This window comes from Prevotella melaninogenica (assembly GCF_003609775.1).
GTDB classification, from domain to species: Bacteria; Bacteroidota; Bacteroidia; order Bacteroidales; family Bacteroidaceae; genus Prevotella; species Prevotella melaninogenica_A.
This window is the reverse complement of record NZ_AP018049.1, coordinates 816,894-835,081: the sequence shown is the minus strand read 5'-3', so window position 1 is coordinate 835,081 and position 18,188 is coordinate 816,894. Positions and strand designations below refer to the sequence as shown.

Annotated in this window: 17 protein-coding genes, 2 tRNA genes and 1 pseudogene; 10 read left to right on the top strand and 10 right to left on the bottom strand. The window is 37.1% G+C overall.

Annotation, left to right across the window (positions count from 1 at the left end; genetic code table 11):
• The first annotated feature begins 28 nt into the window (after window positions 1–28).
• From miaA to PMEL_RS03330, 4 genes are all read left to right on the top strand, one after another.
• Complete coding sequence (gene miaA, locus PMEL_RS03345; protein ID WP_120173963.1) at window positions 29–940, top strand: tRNA (adenosine(37)-N6)-dimethylallyltransferase MiaA; 912 nt, start codon at window positions 29–31, stop codon at window positions 938–940.
• Window positions 941–1,018: 78 nt separating this feature from the next.
• The gene (locus tag PMEL_RS03340; RefSeq protein WP_120173962.1) at window positions 1,019–3,544 is read left to right on the top strand and encodes a transglycosylase domain-containing protein; all 2,526 of its coding nucleotides are present in this window, start codon (window positions 1,019–1,021) and stop codon (window positions 3,542–3,544) included.
• Between the two features lie 62 nt (window positions 3,545–3,606).
• The gene (locus PMEL_RS03335) at window positions 3,607–5,379 is read left to right on the top strand and encodes an AAA family ATPase (RefSeq protein WP_120173961.1); all 1,773 of its coding nucleotides are present in this window, start codon (window positions 3,607–3,609) and stop codon (window positions 5,377–5,379) included.
• Between the two features lie 3 nt (window positions 5,380–5,382).
• Window positions 5,383–5,898, top strand: a complete 516-nt coding sequence (locus tag PMEL_RS03330; protein ID WP_120173960.1) for a hypothetical protein — start codon at window positions 5,383–5,385, stop codon at window positions 5,896–5,898.
• A 390-nt stretch (window positions 5,899–6,288) separates the two neighbouring features.
• On the opposite strand, the gene PMEL_RS03325 is transcribed toward PMEL_RS03330, so the two are convergent.
• The 8 genes from PMEL_RS03325 to PMEL_RS03290 all read right to left on the bottom strand — a co-directional run bounded on the left by PMEL_RS03325 (window position 6,289) and on the right by PMEL_RS03290 (window position 13,428).
• Window positions 6,289–6,774, bottom strand: a complete 486-nt coding sequence (locus tag PMEL_RS03325) for a ferritin (RefSeq protein ID WP_120173959.1) — start codon at window positions 6,772–6,774, stop codon at window positions 6,289–6,291.
• Window positions 6,775–7,284: 510 nt separating this feature from the next.
• Entirely contained in the window at window positions 7,285–8,301 is a 1,017-nt protein-coding gene (locus PMEL_RS03320; RefSeq protein WP_120173958.1) for a branched-chain amino acid aminotransferase, read from the bottom strand.
• A 127-nt stretch (window positions 8,302–8,428) separates the two neighbouring features.
• Window positions 8,429–8,617 carry an exodeoxyribonuclease VII small subunit gene (gene xseB, locus PMEL_RS03315; RefSeq protein WP_120173957.1) on the bottom strand — a complete coding sequence of 63 codons (189 nt, stop codon included), beginning with the start codon at window positions 8,615–8,617 and terminating at the stop codon, window positions 8,429–8,431.
• Window positions 8,618–8,657: 40 nt separating this feature from the next.
• Window positions 8,658–9,962, bottom strand: a complete 1,305-nt coding sequence (gene xseA, locus PMEL_RS03310) for an exodeoxyribonuclease VII large subunit (RefSeq protein ID WP_120173956.1) — start codon at window positions 9,960–9,962, stop codon at window positions 8,658–8,660.
• Window positions 9,963–9,987: 25 nt separating this feature from the next.
• Entirely contained in the window at window positions 9,988–11,412 is a 1,425-nt protein-coding gene (locus PMEL_RS03305; RefSeq protein WP_120173955.1) for a S8 family peptidase, read from the bottom strand.
• Window positions 11,413–11,508: 96 nt separating this feature from the next.
• Window positions 11,509–11,581: transfer RNA gene (locus tag PMEL_RS03300), tRNA-Lys, on the bottom strand.
• Between the two features lie 39 nt (window positions 11,582–11,620).
• Window positions 11,621–11,693: transfer RNA gene (locus PMEL_RS03295), tRNA-Lys, on the bottom strand.
• A gap of 319 nt (window positions 11,694–12,012) precedes the next feature.
• A complete protein-coding gene (locus PMEL_RS03290; protein WP_120173954.1) occupies window positions 12,013–13,428 on the bottom strand; it encodes a threonine/serine exporter ThrE family protein in 1,416 nt (471 codons plus the stop codon).
• Window positions 13,429–14,413: 985 nt separating this feature from the next.
• Between PMEL_RS03290 and PMEL_RS03285 the strand changes: the two genes are divergently transcribed.
• The 5 genes from PMEL_RS03285 to PMEL_RS12555 all read left to right on the top strand — a co-directional run bounded on the left by PMEL_RS03285 (window position 14,414) and on the right by PMEL_RS12555 (window position 16,371).
• The gene (locus PMEL_RS03285; protein ID WP_145985346.1) at window positions 14,414–14,683 is read left to right on the top strand and encodes a hypothetical protein; all 270 of its coding nucleotides are present in this window, start codon (window positions 14,414–14,416) and stop codon (window positions 14,681–14,683) included.
• Window positions 14,684–14,685: 2 nt separating this feature from the next.
• Entirely contained in the window at window positions 14,686–15,090 is a 405-nt protein-coding gene (locus tag PMEL_RS03280; protein WP_145985345.1) for a hypothetical protein, read from the top strand.
• Window positions 15,091–15,396: 306 nt separating this feature from the next.
• A complete protein-coding gene (locus PMEL_RS03275; RefSeq protein WP_197715120.1) occupies window positions 15,397–15,513 on the top strand; it encodes a GH-E family nuclease in 117 nt (38 codons plus the stop codon).
• Window positions 15,514–15,568: 55 nt separating this feature from the next.
• Entirely contained in the window at window positions 15,569–16,054 is a 486-nt protein-coding gene (locus PMEL_RS03270; protein ID WP_120173951.1) for an ankyrin repeat domain-containing protein, read from the top strand.
• Between the two features lie 212 nt (window positions 16,055–16,266).
• Window positions 16,267–16,371, top strand: coding sequence for a hypothetical protein (locus PMEL_RS12555; RefSeq protein WP_410524635.1), 105 nt, complete (start codon window positions 16,267–16,269; stop codon window positions 16,369–16,371).
• A 120-nt stretch (window positions 16,372–16,491) separates the two neighbouring features.
• Here the strand turns inward: PMEL_RS12555 and PMEL_RS12315 are convergent.
• Window positions 16,492–16,717: pseudogene (locus tag PMEL_RS12315) on the bottom strand (hypothetical protein); the annotation flags it as partial.
• A gap of 578 nt (window positions 16,718–17,295) precedes the next feature.
• Between PMEL_RS12315 and PMEL_RS03260 the strand changes: the two are divergent.
• Window positions 17,296–17,892, top strand: a complete 597-nt coding sequence (locus tag PMEL_RS03260; protein WP_145985344.1) for a hypothetical protein — start codon at window positions 17,296–17,298, stop codon at window positions 17,890–17,892.
• 8 nt (window positions 17,893–17,900) lie between these two features.
• Here PMEL_RS03260 and PMEL_RS03255 read toward each other — a convergent pair whose 3' ends face one another.
• Window positions 17,901–18,113 (bottom strand): hypothetical protein, encoded by a 213-nt coding sequence (locus tag PMEL_RS03255; protein WP_120173949.1) that lies wholly within the window; start codon window positions 18,111–18,113, stop codon window positions 17,901–17,903.
• Between the last annotated feature and the right edge of the window lie 75 nt (window positions 18,114–18,188).

The following is an 18,188-nucleotide window of genomic DNA, read 5'->3' as shown; positions in this document are numbered from 1 at the left end:
AAAATATTATTTATAATCATTTATCAGCTTGAAAAACAAAACATTAATTGTCATCACTGGTCCAACAGGAGTTGGTAAAACAGAGGCAACACTCCGTATTGCTGAACATTTTAATATACCTGTTATCAATGCTGACTCCCGACAGATTTTCTCTGAGATTCCTATAGGAACTGCTGCACCCACGGCTGAACAACAGCAACGTGTACATCATTATTTTGTTGGTAATCATCATTTAGAAGATTACTATTCTGCAAGTCTATACGAACAAGAAGTGCTGAATATTATTAACAACCAGCACGCTCCTATCTCTTTACTTTCAGGCGGTTCAATGATGTATATTGACGCTGTATGCAATGGCATTGACGACATCCCGACTATCCTTCCAGAGATACGTGAACAGATGATGCAACGTTTAGAGGCAGAGGGTTTAGAGCAGATGTGTAAGCTCTTAAGAGAACTGGATCCAGAGCACTGGGAGATAGTTGACAGAAATAATCCACGTCGTATTATCCATGCGCTTGAAATATGTATTCAAACAGGAAAAACATATACATCATTCCGTACCAACACTATTAAGGAGCGACCTTTTAATATCATCAAGATTGGCTTAAACCGTGATAGAGACGAACTCTACAGCAGAATCAATCAGCGCGTATTGGACATGATTGAAGAAGGAATGATAGAAGAAGCTCAAAAGGTTTATCCTAAACGAAGTTTGAATTCGCTCAACACGGTTGGATATAAAGAATTGTTTGAATATCTTGATGGCTTAACAACACTGGATGAAGCTATATTTAAGATACAGAGTAATACTCGTAAGTATGCCCGAAAGCAACTTACATGGTATAAAAAAGATATAGCATTTCAATGGTTTAACCCCAACAATATTGAAGAAATCTTAAATTATATCCATACAACAATACCAAATACAAGTAAATAAGTACTTTTGTATTACAACGTATTATTGCTTTATTATAAACACAGGCAAGTAGCTTTTAAACTTACAGATTGTCAATCAATGGTTAAGAAAATATTTAAATTCATTAGAAGTATATTCCGTGGGATATTAAATTTCTTCCCTTGGTATGCTAAACTATATAAAGGTCGTGCTTGGTACACAAAGATGGCCGTAGGCGTTGTATCTTTCTTTGTAGCTATCTTCCTCTATTTAGGAATGGTAGATATCAATTTCCTTTGGCTCTTTGGTAAGTCACCTGGCTTTGTTGAAATCAAGACTCCACCGACCTATGCTGCATCAGAGATTTATAGTGCAGACTCTGTACTTATTGGTCGTTTCTATAAAGAGAACCGTACTCCAGTTAAGTATGAAGAGGTGAACTCTGCTTTTTGGAATGCACTTATTAGCACTGAGGACGAACGCTTCTATAGCCATAATGGTATAGACTTTATGGGTATCGGAGGTGCTATCAAAGATGCAGTAACAGGTAGTGGTGGTCGTGGAGCTTCAACAATCACACAACAATTGGCAAAGAATATGTTTCGCGTTCGTACGCAGTATTCTTCGGGCTTGCTGGGGAGTGTTCCAGGCTTACGAATGCTCATCATGAAGAGCAAAGAATGGATTATTGCCGTAAAGTTGGAACTTATCTATTCTAAGAAAGAGATTCTAACAATGTATGCCAATACCGTCGACTTTGGTAATAACTCTTTTGGTGTAAAAACAGCTGCAAAGACTTATTTTAATACCAGTCCATCACGTTTGACGGTTGATCAGGCTGCAACATTAGTAGGTATGCTGAAAGCAACAACCTATTACAACCCTATCCTTCATCCAAAGAATTCTATCCGCCGACGTAATACCGTGTTATATAACATGGTAACACATAACGTATTACCTCGCAATGAATACGCAACATATTCAAAGCTTCCTATGAAGTTGGATGTACATGTTGAAGAGAACTATGATGGCCAGGCACAATACTTCCGAGAGTATATATCTGATTATTTCAAAGATTGGATGAAAGACAATGGCTACGACCTTTATAGTAGTGGCCTGAAAATATATACGACAATTGACACTCGTATGCAAAAGTATGCTGAACAAGCTGCAACAAAGCAGATGAAAAAGGTTCAGAGCTCTTTTGATACTCATTGGCGTGGCATGCAGCCTTGGCGTGATGCAAAGGGAAATGAAATCCCTGGCTTTATAGAGAGCATTGCTGAGCGTCAACCTTTCTATAAAAAGCTATTACAGAAATATCCTAATCAGCCTGATAGCGTTCTGTATTATCTCAACAAGCCACATAAAGTAACCCTCTTCGACTACGAAAAGGGACATATTGAGAAAGAGATGTCATCAATGGACTCTATCCGTTATATGGTGAAGTTCATGCACTGTGCTATGGTTGCAATGGAGCCAGAGACAGGTGCAGTACGTGCTTGGGTAGGTGACATCGACTTCAAGACTTGGAAATATGATAAGGTTGTTGCACAGCGTCAGCCAGGTTCAACCTTCAAACTTTTTGTTTATTCAGAAGCATTTAATCAAGGACTTACTCCTTGTGATAAGCGTCGTGATGAGTATATCAGCATGGAAGTACTCGACAAGAAGACAGGCCAGATGAAGACTTGGACTCCACACAACGCCAATGGTAGATTCTCTAACGACTCTCTTACATTGAAGAGTGCGTTTGCACGCAGTACCAACTCTATTGCAGTGCGCTTAGGACAAGAGATGGGTATCAAGAATATTATTCGTACAGCACAAGAGATGGGTATCAAGAGTCCGTTGGATGATGAGCCATCTTTAGCACTCGGCTCAAGTGATGTTAACCTCTTAGAATTGGTAAATGCCTACAGCACTATTGCAAATGATGGCGAACATCACGCTCCAGTTGTCGTTACCCACATCTTGGATAAGGATGGAAATGAGGTATATGTAGCACCAAAAGGTCATGAGAAAGCTTTACCTTACAAGACAGCATTCCTCATGCAAGAAATGCTGAAGGCTGGTGTTAATGAAGGTGGAGGTACAAGTCAGGCACTCCGTCATTATACATTTGGTGATACAGATTGGGGAGGAAAGACTGGTACAAGTAATAATCACTCTGATGCATGGTTTATAGCAGTCAGTCCAAAACTCGTTGTCGGTGCATGGGTAGGTGGTGAATACCGCTCTATTCATTTCCGTACAGGCGCTTTAGGTCAAGGTTCAAAGACCGCGTTACCTATCTGTGGAGAGTTTATTTATAGTTTGATGCGTGATAAGGCCTTCCAAAAGTATCATGCTAAGTGGCAGTTAGATCCAGACGAGGATATCGATCCATCAATGTATAACTGTCAACCTACAGTTATTCATCGAGCATTACCAGATTCGATAGATGACTTTACAACCAGACGTAGACATCATCAGAATGAGGAAGAAGAACCTATCGATGGAAACGATAACACAGACGAAGGTGGGTTTATATTAGAACCTGCTCCACAGCCTACGCCAGAACGACAGGGCAATAGTTCAAATAATGAGTCACCACAAATTATAAAGAAGGCTAAGAAGCCACGCAGTGAGGATATGGAAGTTTAGGCAATAAGTTAGCAGCAAACATAACTATAAATTATTGAGGCTAAATATAGTCCCCATTATTTATGTCACAAAAGAAAGTAAACATAGATGTAAATACGATTGATTTGGATAATTCAGAGTTCCAAAAGGCACTTCAGATTATTCAGTTCACAAATAATTCCCTTTTCCTTACAGGCAAAGCAGGAACAGGAAAGTCTACGTTTCTACGTTACATTGCTGCTACAACAAAGAAAAAACATATTATTCTTGCCCCCACTGGCATTGCTGCTATCAATGCAGGCGGTAGTACACTACATAGTTTCTTTAAACTTCCTTTTTATCCACTTGTCCCTACGGATAAACGTTATTCTGCCCGTAATTTACGCAGCACGATGAAATATAATGGTGACAAATGTAAACTCTTACGAGAAGTTGAACTAATCATCATTGATGAAATCAGTATGGTGAGAGCCGATATTATCGACTTCATAGATAAGGTTCTGCGCATATACAATCGTAATATGCGCGAACCATTCGGAGGTAAACAACTTCTTTTAGTGGGTGACATCTATCAGTTAGAACCAGTCCTAAAAGAAGAAGACCGTCAACTTTTACAACCTTATTATCCAAGTAGTTATTTCTTTGATGCGAAAGTGTTTCAAGACTATCCACTTGTAAGCATTGAACTTAATAAGGTATATCGTCAGAACGATGCTCACTTTATTTCTATTCTTGATCACATTCGCACCAATCAAGTTACAGACACTGATTTCAAGCTGATTAATGAACGTGTTGGTGCAAGCTTGGAGAATGCTAATAAACCAGAAGGAGATTTCACTATTACCCTATCTACTAAGCGAGATACAGTAGACTGGATAAACAACGAAGGACTTGACAGGCTTGATGGAGACCCTATAATGTTCTTAGGTGAAATTAAAGGAGAGTTCCCTGAGAGCAGTCTGCCCACTCCTATTGAGTTAAATCTCAAAGTTGGGGCGCATATCATGTTTATCAAGAATGACATTGAACACCAGTGGGTAAATGGCACTTTGGGTATAATTATTGGGATTGATGAAGAGGCAGGCATCCTCTATGTCCATACTGAAGAAGGCGATGACTTGCAGGTACAGCGCGAGATGTGGGAGAATATAAGGTATCGATTCAATGAGGAAGAACAGAGAATTGAAGAGGAACAGATAGGAACTTATATACAATTCCCCATCAAGTTGGCGTGGGCTATTACCGTACATAAAAGTCAAGGACTAACATTCAAAAACGTAAATATCGATTTTACAGGCGGTGTCTTTGCAGGTGGTCAGGCATACGTTGCCCTATCACGCTGTACAAGTCTGGAAGGTATTACGCTCAAAGAACCCCTACGAAGAAACGAGGTATTTGTTAGAAGTGAAGTATCGCAGTTTGCCAGACACTATAATGATAATAATATTATATCAACAGTACTCAAGCAGAGCAAGGCTGACAAAGAATACTACGATGCTGCACGTGCCTTCGATAGTGGAGATTTTGATGCCTTTCTTCGTAACTTTTTCCTTGCCATTCATAGCCGATATGATATTGAACGACCTGCAGCTAAGCGGTTTATCAGACGTAAACTAAATATTATCAATCAACTACGTAATGAAAATGAGCTACTCAAGAAGCAGCAAGCAGAAAAGAATGAGTACCTCAAAGAATTGTCTGTAGAATATGTTATGATGGGTAAAGAGTGCGAGCGCGAAGAAATGACTGAGGCCGCCATTGCCAACTATGAAAAGGCTCTTGTCCTCTATCCTGACAATCCAACAGCACAGAAAAGATTGAAGAAATTAAAACCTTCGTCCATCAAAAAGAAATAAACAATGGAAAAGAATAAAAGTCTTTCAAAAATTATAGCATCTATCGTTTTTGGTATTGTTTTCATTATCATAGCTATTGCATCTTGCCATCAAAGCAAAACTATTGAAGATAGTAACAATGGAGATACCGTCGCAGCAAAAGAGTTTACTCCACATGTTGAAAACGGTAAACTAAATGTTGATTTACATAGTATTACTTCTATTCGTTTTCCAAAATATAAAACAGCAAAAGCAACCCCTTTCATACCCGATTCTGTTAGTTTAGCAGCTGATGAAGAATCGGTTGCAAGCGGTAACTATTCAGCAACACTTCTTCTTGACACTATTCCCAGCAAGGAGTTCTACCAGAGTATTGAGCTTGCTGCACAACGTGATACTTGTTGGGATATTAATAAGTTTGCTTATACTTATGAGCGAAAAGATAAAGCGGGTGGTATGTATAAAGTCGTATTTAGTAAAGGTGGACAGCAGATTTTTGTCACTCATCTGAATAAAGACATGATAAAAAGTAAGCAATAAGCTTATTACTCAAATAAAAACAAGACCGACATAATCCTGAAAATTATTTACATTGTCAATTAACAAAATTATCTAACAATAAGTCTAAAATGGCATTTTAGTATATGTTTGTAACTAATAGAAATTCAAATAGTTACAAGTCACTACAAGAAAAGGTGCTTAATTAGACTTCAAAAGGGCGTTATTAACATGCCAAAAGAGCATCTTTTAGTGCCCAAGTAAGGCTTAATTAAAATGGTATTAAGCCTAAACACATTATTCAAGGGTAAAAAAACCTACAAAACATAAAACATTCTCCCCTACACTGCACAAACTACATTTTAAAGAAAGAGCATAAAAAAAGTGTCAAGACATCTTGCCTTGACACTTTTTTCATATCTTTTCAAACTCTTAACGAGCCTGCTCGAGTTTGCTATCGATGTGAGCAATAGCGTGACTTGACAAGTGAGCGAATGAATCGAGAATGTCCTTAACATTCTTCTCTTCCTCTACCTGCTCATCAATGTACTTAGCAATGAAGTTCTGTGATGCACGGTCCTTCTCCTCATCAGCAACATCTGCCAACTTATTGATAAGTTCTGTAACCTTCTGCTCATGTGCAAATGTATCAACAAAAACTTCTTTAGCATCTGTCCAGCTTGTCTTAACAGCATCGATACTGGTAAGAATAACCTCACCACCACGATGAAGAACAAACTGTGCCATATCCATTGCATGCTGTCTCTCCTCTTCCGCCTGCTTGTACATCCAGCTTGAAAAACCTTTCCAGCCCTCCTTGCGGAACCAGCATGACATCTGTAAATAGAGATTTGATGACCACATTTCTGCCACGATCTGCGCATTAAACGCATCCTGCATCTTCTTTGATATATTCATTTCTTGTTCTTTTTAATTAGCAATTAATTACTTACTTCGTTAGTCACTAATAATAATTTCAGCTGCAAAATTACAATATTATTGTTATTTTTCCAAATTATCTATTCATAAATATGATTTTACAAACAAATATTAAGGATTATTATACTGTTTTACAAAGGATTATCTTAGATACATAACATTAGCATCAAACTATCAAAATCACCTCACAAAACAAACTTATATCTACTTTCAAACGAAGTGTTTGTGCCTAACACATGTCGTGTTGATGGTAAACACCAATAGTGCGGGGCACTAATTAACTTACTAAATATTGCTTTAGAAAACTGTAATTTTATATTATTGAGAATGAGGTTTACACATAAACAGAAATACAAAGGTATCTCATCGTGCTTTTGTATATAAAAAAAGATTTGCATCAAAGCAGTTGCTAAAGGCAAACCTGAGCTTTGATGCAAATCTTAATATTATCAATGTATCTTTGTAAACGTATGTTTGTTCTATCAAAGATTATTCAATTACAACAGTTGTCCAACCATGCTTATCCTCTATAATACCATACTGAATGCCACGGAGGGTTTCATAAAGTTTAGTTGACCATGGTCCTGGCTTATCACCAAAGTTATAAACCTTGCCTGTATCCATATCATCAAGATGTGATATTGGAGAAATAACAGCTGCTGTTCCACAAGCACCTGCTTCCTCAAAGCTATCCAACTCATCTTCTGAAATAGGACGACGCTCTATCTTCATACCGAGATCTTCTGCAATCTGCATCAAACTCTTATTTGTAATAGAAGGCAAGATTGAGCTTGACTTAGGAGTGATATAAGTATTATCCTTAATGCCAAAGAAGTTGGCAGCACCACACTCGTCAACATATTTCTTCTCCTTTGCATCCAAATAGAATTCTGACGCATAACCTTGCTCATGTGCACGACGGTTTGCTCTAAGCGATGCAGCGTAGTTACCACCCACCTTATACATACCTGTTCCTAATGGAGCTGCACGATCAACATCACGAACAATAACATAAGGATTAGCACAGAAGCCTCCCTTAAAGTAAGGGCCAACAGGGGTAACAAAGATTAAGAAGCAATATTCCTCTGCTGGACGTACACCCACCTGAGCAGATGTTCCAATCAGCAATGGACGAATATAGAGTGAAGCACCGCTCTCGTATGGTGGGATAAACTCCTGATTAAGACGAACTACTTTCTTAACCATCTCAACAAATAATTCTGTTGGCACCTCTGGCATTACAATACCACGGCTTGTGTTCTGCATTCGTTCTGCATTTTCTTCTACACGAAAAACACGTACTTTACCATCAGGGCAACGATATGCTTTCAAACCTTCAAAAGCCTCTTGACCATAGTGAAGACAAGTTGCTGCCATGTGAAGTTTAAGATATTCGTCTGAACAGACTTCTACCTCACCCCACTTACCATTACGATAGTAACAGCGAACATTATAATCTGTTGGCATATAGCCAAATGACAAAGTTGACCATTCGATATTCTTCATATTATTTTCGTGTTAAGTTATTATTCATGACAATGATGTACAAAAGTAAACAAAATTATCTTACCATGCAACCAAATGACAAGTTAATTAAACTTACTTCTTATTTTCTAAGTGAGAAACCTGTACTTTATTGCTTATCTAAAAGCTTTTGAATCTCGTCATCGGTACGTTTCAGCTTCTGTTTACAGAGTTTTACTAACTCTTGTGCCTGCTTTAATTGGCCTGCCATAGAATCGATATCGAGTTCACCTCGTTCCATTTTATCAACAATAGCTTCCAGTTGACGAACTGCTTCTTCGTATTTAATATCTTTCATTGCTCTATTTATTTTAATATTATATGTGATAATATGTTCTTTAAGATAAACGTTCTACCTTACTTTCAACCTCTCCTTTTTCAAATCGTGTTGTAATCGTATCACCTTTCTTAAGCTCTTTAGCGTTACGAATCGTCTTACCATTACATAATGTAATACTATACCCCCGCTTTAAGAGTAAAGAAGGGTCAAGTAATCTTGCCCGTTGCGCAAGTATATCAAGTCGATGCTGCTCGCTAAACAAGCGATTCTGCAGTGTAGGTAACATACGATTTTGTAACGTGCTTAAATGGAAGTCTGCCTGCTTTATTCTCTCTTTCATTTTCATAACAAGACGCTGGCTTAAGCTGTCAAGAGAAGCCTCCTGCTTTGTACGAACCACAGAAAACAATACTGGAATATGTGAGCCAATATGCTGAATACGCATTTTCTCAACCTCTAATGCCCTCCTGACACCTTCAATTATCGCTGCCTGTGCGTTTTCAACTCTCATAAGCGTTGATGCAAGATGGTCTATGAGGTAAACTGCAGCTGCTGTCGGTGTTTTCACACGTTGAAAAGATACCATATCTAAGACGCTTTCATCCCGTTCATGTCCAATACCTGTTATAATTGGTAATGGAAAGTTTGCCACATTCTCTGCAAGGTTTAAAGTATCGAAGCCACTGAGGTCGGCTGTTGCACCACCACCACGAATGATAACAACACAATCGAAATCTTCTTCACGACTATTGATTTGATTCAATGCGTTTATTATACTCTGTTCAACAGAGTCGCCCTGCATAATAGCAGGAAACAATTCTACGTGAAAATAGAGTCCATAATCATTAGTTTCTAACTGATTACAGAAGTCACCATAACCAGCAGCGGTCTCAGAAGATATAACAGCTATACGCTGAGCAAACATCGGAAGACGAAGTTCTTTTTGTAACTCAAAGACTCCTTCAGCCTTCAACTGGCGGATTATCTCCTGCCGCTTACGCATCATATCACCCATCGTGTACTCAGGATTGATATCATCAACAATCCAAGAGAAGCCATACTGAGGATGAAACTGAGCATGAACCTGCAACATCACTTTCATACCTGCACGTACTTCCTGACCTGTAATACGAACAAAAGCAGGTTTAATAACCATCCAAATATTACTCCAACACTTTGCAGAGGCACGTGCTATAGGTACATTGCTTCCTTCGCTCTTCTCAATAAGTTCCATATAACAGTGTCCACGATTCTCACGAGCTTCGGACAATTCTGCTTCTACCCAATAAGAACGTGACAAAGTAGTATCTATTACATCTGTCACAAGACTGTTTAACTCATAAAGCGAAAGTGCTTTGACCATCTTTCAGAAATATTTATTGTAGGAATTACTGCAGAATATTGCGAGTTGCAGACTCATAGGCTGACCAAAAGTCTGGTACTCCATAACCCATTATGTTGTCAGGATATTGACGATTACTTCCCGACTGACGTACAAGTTCTAATATCTCTTTGGCTGACTTATTAGGAAAAGCCTGCCAAAGACAAGCAACCATACCAGCAATGAGTGGACAAGCAAACGACGTTCCATTATCAGGTATGATATATCCCCTACCCGATACTACATTTGTTGGACATCCAAAAGCCATTACATCAGGCTTAACACGACCATCTGCAGCAGGTCCTATTGATGAAAAGGGAGCATTAACTTTATCCAAAGAGACTGCACCTACAGTAAGAATATCATGAGCATCAGCAGGGACATTAATCTTCTTCCAAGTACCCATACCGTCATTACCAGCACTATTCACAAGTATAATTCCTTTACTTGCAAGGCGAGATGCAGCTTGAGAGATTGGTGCTGTACGACCATTTAAATCGGAGTAACGATAATTCATGGATTTATCATCGAAACCATGATAACCCAAAGACGAGCTGATCACATCAACACCAACAGAATCTGAAAACTCTACAGCTGCTATCCAAAAGTCTTCTTCAGCTGAACTCTCTGTCGAATAATCCTCCGTTCTGAGCAACCAAAAACTTGCCTTTGGAGCAGTACCCACAAATACCGTAGGCTGATTCATCGCTATCGTTGACAAAGTCTTAGTACCATGATCCATCTCTTTATAGACGTCATTATCATATCCTGCTACAAAATTGCGCGTACCTTTAATATTAAGATTCTTAAAAGCAGGGATTTTATCAACGTTCATAAAACCAGCATCTAACACAGCTATCGTCATTCCTTGCCCCATAAAGCCAAGGTTATGTAACTTTCTACCATTCAAACTCTCAATTTGTCCCTTACCCATACTATAATAGTCTTGAATAGTTGAATCAAGAGATTGAAGTTCAGAATTATAACGAACACGCTGAGACAATGGCCGAATAGAGTCTGGTGATGTGAAAACCAACTTACTTTCTTTCACAAAAGACAAGACCTTTAAGTCTTCTAATGATTGGCGATTGTCACCACGAACAAGAACAGAGTTATTCCACTTGCTCACAGCAACAACCTCACCACCCTTCTTTTTGATCTGTTGAATATAATCAGGTGATACTGGTAGGTCTGTCGAATCAAGCTTTAATCCCTGACGTTCACGTCGAAGAATAGAAGCTTTTGATAAGAATCTTTCTGGCTTATCCAAAGAATAAGGTGTCCCATTCTTGTCTTTCAAAGTAACACGGAACATATAGCACTTCCCACCAGGATAAACAATCAGTCCACCACCCTTATTAGAAGCTAATAAAGTAGTGCTGACCAGCAGAAGTAGAAATATAATGTAGCTTTTTAGATGAGTTTGTTTCATAATCTGCAAACTTACACAAAATAATCGAATTATACTGCAGATATAGGAAAAAAGAGAAATAAAAAAAGGATTTCCTTTATCAGGAAATCCTTCTTGTACACCCTTAGGGACTCGAACCCTAGACCCACTGATTAAGAGTCAGTTGCTCTACCAACTGAGCTAAGGGTGCATGCTAAACGAAAAGACCTGGGTCAGAAATCAATTCTTGTACACCCTTAGGGACTCGAACCCTAGACCCACTGATTAAGAGTCAGTTGCTCTACCAACTGAGCTAAGGGTGCTCATTTCGTTTTTGCGAGTGCAAAGGTATTACTTTTTTGCGAATTAACCAAACTTTTCTTTCTTTTTTTAGTCACAAATCCGTCTACTATCTTACAGTAACGTGCTACAAGGTTACTATAACTATATGATAATATGACAATTACAAAATGACATAAATCTAAGAGGATGTGATTATTTTTATGTATTTATAATTATCTTTCTCGCCAGATAAGTAATTTCAAACGGCTTTAATGTCTAATCAAACTATACAATTTAAGCAAAAAAGAGGATGAAACCGACAATAGTTTCATCCTCATACAATATTTATAGTATAGCAGTTTATACATTATACTGATGCAAATCAACAAACTCACCACGCTGACGACGCTCATCAATCATACGTTGTAACTTTGCTTTACGATGTGGTGCGATCCACTTTCTTGCAAAGATATTAGGAATAGCTACACCCAAAGCAATACAAAACAATACTAAAGAACCATTAATTGCAAATGACATAGCATGAGTTACCTCTCCAACAACGCCCTGCATTCCCATAAAACCATAAAGTGCACGATACATTAATACACCTGGAACGATAGGGATAACAGCTGGAATTGTAATACACTGATGTGGTGTATGAAGGAGGTGAACTGCCTTAATATTAATAATAGATATCAATGCTGAACCACAAAGTGAACCAACTACAATTCCCAAACCAAGTCCTATATTGCCTGATGAAGGGTCGAGGAATATAAAGTTTCGCGTACAAACACAGATAACACCTCCTAAGGCAATCCAAGGCATCAAACGATATGGAATATTATAAATCGTTGCAAAACCCATCGCAGATATTGCAGCTGCAATAGCATAGACATAGAAAGAATGATGAGGAATAGTAGGGAGGTCTTTTGCAAAACCATCAAAGCTACCACATTTAATTGCCAACATAATACCAAATGACATTGCAATAACAATAAGAAGCGTGTTCATTGCACGGACTAATCCCGTGTTTATATGATTGTCTAACAAGTCATTAACAGCATTTATCAACGGCACTCCTGGAACAATATAAAGGGCACAAGCTAAGAGTGGATGCCAAGGAGTTTCTGTAAACAGAATTGGACGAAGGAACTCTGGTAGTGCTGCTTGAACGGTAGGTGTAGAGAGAAAAGACGACAACCATGCAAGAATTGTACTAACAAAAGCAGCAACAGCAAAGTTAGCATAAAGATTAGAACCAGAATGATTCAAAAACATACGAAGGCGATTACCCAATATAGCGGCAATAGAAGCATAGAAGAAAGCTGTCCAATCACAACCGAACTGAATACAGAATCCACCACAAGCAAGTCCTGCACCAATAGCAATCATCCAATCCTTGTAATAGTGTTTACCATTGGCAATCTTCTCAAGTTCCTCTTCATACTTGTCTAACGAATAGTCCTTTTGAATAGCACGCCATGAGAGTTTTGAAACTTCCTGAATAGCAAGCATATTAATTACATGCTTATCACAACGCTGCATCTTAGAAAAACTATGATATTCGTCACTAACATTCACCTGCAACATATAATAATCAATGTTCATGTGCAGATTCTCTTTGGGAAGTCCCAAATAAGCTGCTGTACGCTCCATATTTCGCTTCACACGACTCGTATCAGCAGAACTTTCCATAAGAATTTGCCCTGTACGAAGGAGCAAATCGAGTTTTCTACGAAGGGTTTTCTTGGAACAATCCATCTGTTTTTCGTCCATACAAAACAATCTTTAAACTTAAAAACTTTTGCAAAGGTACAATTTATTATCCGTATAGGAAAATTACGCTGCTAAAAATCAAATCTTTAGCTTAATAATTATAGAACTTTGTTCTCAATAGTAAAAAGCTCATCAGACTTTTCGAGTAATACTACTATAGATTTTTACGACGCAAACCCCTACTCTCTTTTAGACCTATTCGTAATAAACAAGTTTTCTTATGCTTAGTAAATCTGTGCATCGTAACCGTCCGCACCATTGGTGTTCACCGCCCGCACAAGATGTGCTAACCCTCCGCACAATATGTGCTGTCCCTCTGCACCAAATCATTTCACAAACAGTAAAATACGGATTATTAGAAGTTTGAGAAGGTATATATCAAAGAGTCGATGAATAAAAACAAACGAGTTTCTTTCCCTCTCCTTATTCTTCAATGCCCAAAGAATCTTCTATCAATGCCGCAACGATAACAATTTTCTCGTAGAAAACGAAGTGGACGAGAAGAATCCGAACTATAAACATTGAGTTTCTTACATCTTCGTTAGGGAATCACTTCAAAGCCGTTTTTCATCGAGGTGTTAATACCGACAACATTCTGGTAACCAAAACCTTTCTGTAGGATAAATCGATTTTAATAGAGTGTTGTAACTATGAAAATAAAGCTTCTCAAATAGTTATAAGATGCAATATGTGCAATAAAACAAATAATCTTCAAAAATAAAATTCGATTTATTTGGATTTCTCAAGAATGTTATATACATTTGCCAACGTGGAAATCATCCGCTTACAGTGGACGACAACAGCATGTATTCTCACATTGCTACGATACCGATAGCGAGCGCACAGTGAAAACGAGTGGCGAGCATGAAGCCATTTATGTGAACTGAAAGTTGTTACAGAAATAGACTTTTCATCTCTTGAAGGTGGATTAAAATCAATTTATGGAGAGGAATTTAGTTTAGAAGCAGTTTTGGTTGAAGTTGGTATGGGAGATTTATTAGGGCACTTTTTACCAAAAAAAATCTTCAAGGAGGCTGCAAATAAATCAAAGCATGACCTTAATCGTGCAAAAGAGTTAATGGGACGAAAGTCAGCAACTCCAAAGGTAACACGGAAACAAGCAGTTAAACTCAAGAATGCACAGAAAAATATGAGGATTAACGAATCTCTCGATGCTGTTAGCGATGGCACCAGACAGCCCATTTCAAAAACAGCAGGTAGTAGGATTCAAAGAGCAACCCAAAAGATCAACTAATAATGAAAAGAAAGATTATTGTTTGTTTGATAAACATTGGTTTAGGTTTCTTTGTGGCGTATATGTCTCTGCTTTATATAAGAGAAAGAAATATCTCTACTACTCAATGCAATATAGCTTGTAATATAGTTAATGTATATATGGAACATAGCTCAAGGCAACATCCTACAGTCGAGGTTATTTATCGAAATAGGAAATATACTACTAATATAGCCAACGGCGAAAGATTGCAAAATGGATATAATACTACTACCTTCTATTATGACAAGTTGCTTGACAGAGTGTTTTGTCGTAACTCAGGTATTGAAAGAGGATTATATGTAGTTATCTTACTTTTTGTTTTGTCTTTTCTGTTTTGGTTAAATCCTAATATTATCGTAAAAAAAGGAAGTAATAAGTTTTGCTAATACTCAAAATCAGAAGTTATCAAAATAAAAAGAACAACAAACGTGGCACGAAAACGCCTATCCACGACAGCAATAAATAATAGAATGTATAACAATTAAACAGCAAGAATATGGTAAACCCTATATAGATTGTTTGAACTTACCCATACAAGGGTAACGGTCAATACCCTTATATGGGTATTAAAAGCCGTGAGCAATAAATAGAAAAGAATGACGTTAAATAATTGATAACCATAAACAATAAGAAGTTATGATTAATTTTGAAATAAGCCTCAAATACAACCTATATCGGTAAGTACAAGAGATATGGGTCATAAACCAGGAAGAGAATATAAAAAAATACACAAAGACTATATGGCTGGGAAAATATCAAAAGAAAAATTTTTGAAAGAAGTTAGAAATCCTGATAATTATAGACCTTGAAGCTCCTTGTTCTAATAGAAGCCATAAATATGAACAAAAATAAATATTAGAAGTTATGAATGATTTATTTCAAATTATTAGAAGTGGTAACTATGAGGAGTTTACTTCTAAACTAAGCTTGATAGATATAAATGTAATTAATGCTTACCATCAAAATTTATTAGAAGAGTCTATAACATGTGGGGTGCAAAAAATATCAGAATATTTAATAAAACAGGGTATTAATTTGGATCATCAAGATATTAATGGGAAAACTCCATTACACTATTGTGCAGAATATGATGATAAATCTATAGCCGCTTTGATTTTGCAAAATGGAGGAGATGTAAATGTAAAAGATAAATACGGAAATAATCCTTTGTGGACTGCTGTATTCAATGAAAATTACCAAATTGTTCAGTTATATGTTGATAATAACGGAGATATTAATAATAAGAATGGTAACAATATGTCACCTTTAGATTTTGCAATTGAACTTGCTGATACTACACTTATTGAAATATTAACTTTAAAAAATAATATATCTCATACATTACGATGATAGTGGATAATGAGCCAAAACGGGACAGGTCAAAACAATCACCTGATTTTTAAAAGATTATTAAAGATTAGGCATAAAGGCTGGAAAAGACTCTCTGCCTTTTGCCATATTTGTAACCAAAACAAAGAAAAAATAATCTTACAAGAACGCTTCGCACTTTACGCTCCAGATTAAGAGTTGAGTTTCAATGTCCGCATTGCCACTCAAACAATATTATCAAAAGTGGTAAAAGTAGTACAGGTAAACAACGCTACCGATGTAAGAATTGCCAGAACCGTTTTATTACCGTCTACAATATACAAAGCCTATCTTCCTAACATTGATAACTGACCAAAGAGGGATTGGGCAATCACAGTACGATACTAACATTGGGTATTATGATTTATTAGCATCCATTCTTGTTTACTCTCAAGGGATTTTGTCAGCAGCACTGCTTGCTATTGCAGTCTGATGAGTGTTTGGTAATAGGTTTCGGGTTTTCCAAGCAGTCGTTGAGAAGTGGCGAAAGAATGATTAAATATTGAGGATTTTCACGACTTCGTTGTACAGAACTCTTATCTTATGAGTCAAGGCAACGATTTCTGATAGTTTCACTAAGTAAGTTTCTTTTGAAGGAGATTCCGTGATGAGCTTAAAGGCTTCGCCCAAGAGCCTTGCTCGGATTATTAACTTTGAGTTTCTTACATCTTCATTAGGGAATCTCATCCAAGCCGTTTTTCATCGAGGTGTTAATACCGACAACATTCTGGTAACCAAAACCTTTCTGTAGGATAAATCGATTTTAATAGAGTGTTGTAACTATGAAAATAAAGCTTCTCAAATAATTATAAAATGCAAGATGTACAATAAAACAAATAATCTTCAAAAATAAATTCCGATTTCTTTGGATTTCTCAAGAATGTTATATACATTTGCCAACGTGGAAATCATCCGCTTATAGTGGACGACAAAAGCATTTATTCTCGCATTGGCACGATACCAATAGCGAGCGCATGGTGAGAACGAGTGGCGAGAATGAAGCCATCTATGTGAGTTATCGTGCAAGTAGAGTACAATACTAAGCTTGCTTCAATGATGGTTGTTAATGGCGCAAAGGATTTAGGAAAATAGGAAAGGGCATCAAGTGAAAATGAAAAATAAGCTTTTAATGATAAGCACAGTAATTTTGATGCAGCTTACTCTGTAGCACTAAAGGATATTACAAATGCGATAGAAAAATCGAAAGAATCAAAACAAGAAGAATGAAATATTTAGTTGTTATTTGCATGTTTTCCTGTTTTTTTATGACATCATGTATAATACAAACAGGTTGGGGTTATTTTGTAAAAGGGGAAATTCATAATTACCAAGTAATCAAATGTTCTCCTAATAGTTCTTTGTCCCTGAGCAACATAGAGTCAGATAATAAATTATCTGACTCTATGAAAGTTTATTTTAGCCATGAAACCCTGTTGGCTGTAGATTCTTTTATGTATAATAATTTTGAATATCATTTTCAATTAACTGGAGATACGATTCCTTTCATTAGAATTAATTCGTTAAAATTACTTGACCGCAAAGGCGCTATTCTTCCTACATATCTATATTATCAATACTCATATCGTGTTAAAAGGGGCAAATTGATAGCAATAGAACAAATTCCTTTCGATATACCTCCACCTCCAGGTACCAATGGACGTTATAAAGCAATCTCTTTAGTTCTACACTCTGTAAGACCAAATTCTTCGACGCCCTTTCTGAAAGTAGTTTGGGATATATCCATTGGTGATCAACAAATAGCTGATACGATTGAATATAGGTTTAAGAAATATTATGATATGCGTCCAAAGATATTTTAAAATGAGAATCACTTGTGTCCAATCATTGAATAAGGAATTTTACCCACATCTCTGTATGATTGCAAGGTACACTTACTGATAATCAAACGCTTACATAAAGCTTCGTTATCAAGCCACCCCTCACTATCGGGCGGATTGCCGAAGAGTTGTTCGATACGATGAATAAAGTTTACAGAACAAAACAATTTATTCAAAATATATTTTCCTGTCACTGATATCATCCAAAAAGAGCCTATAAACAATTGATTTGCAGCACCTTTATATGAAGTGTTAAAAGTGACAGCAAAATAAAATTA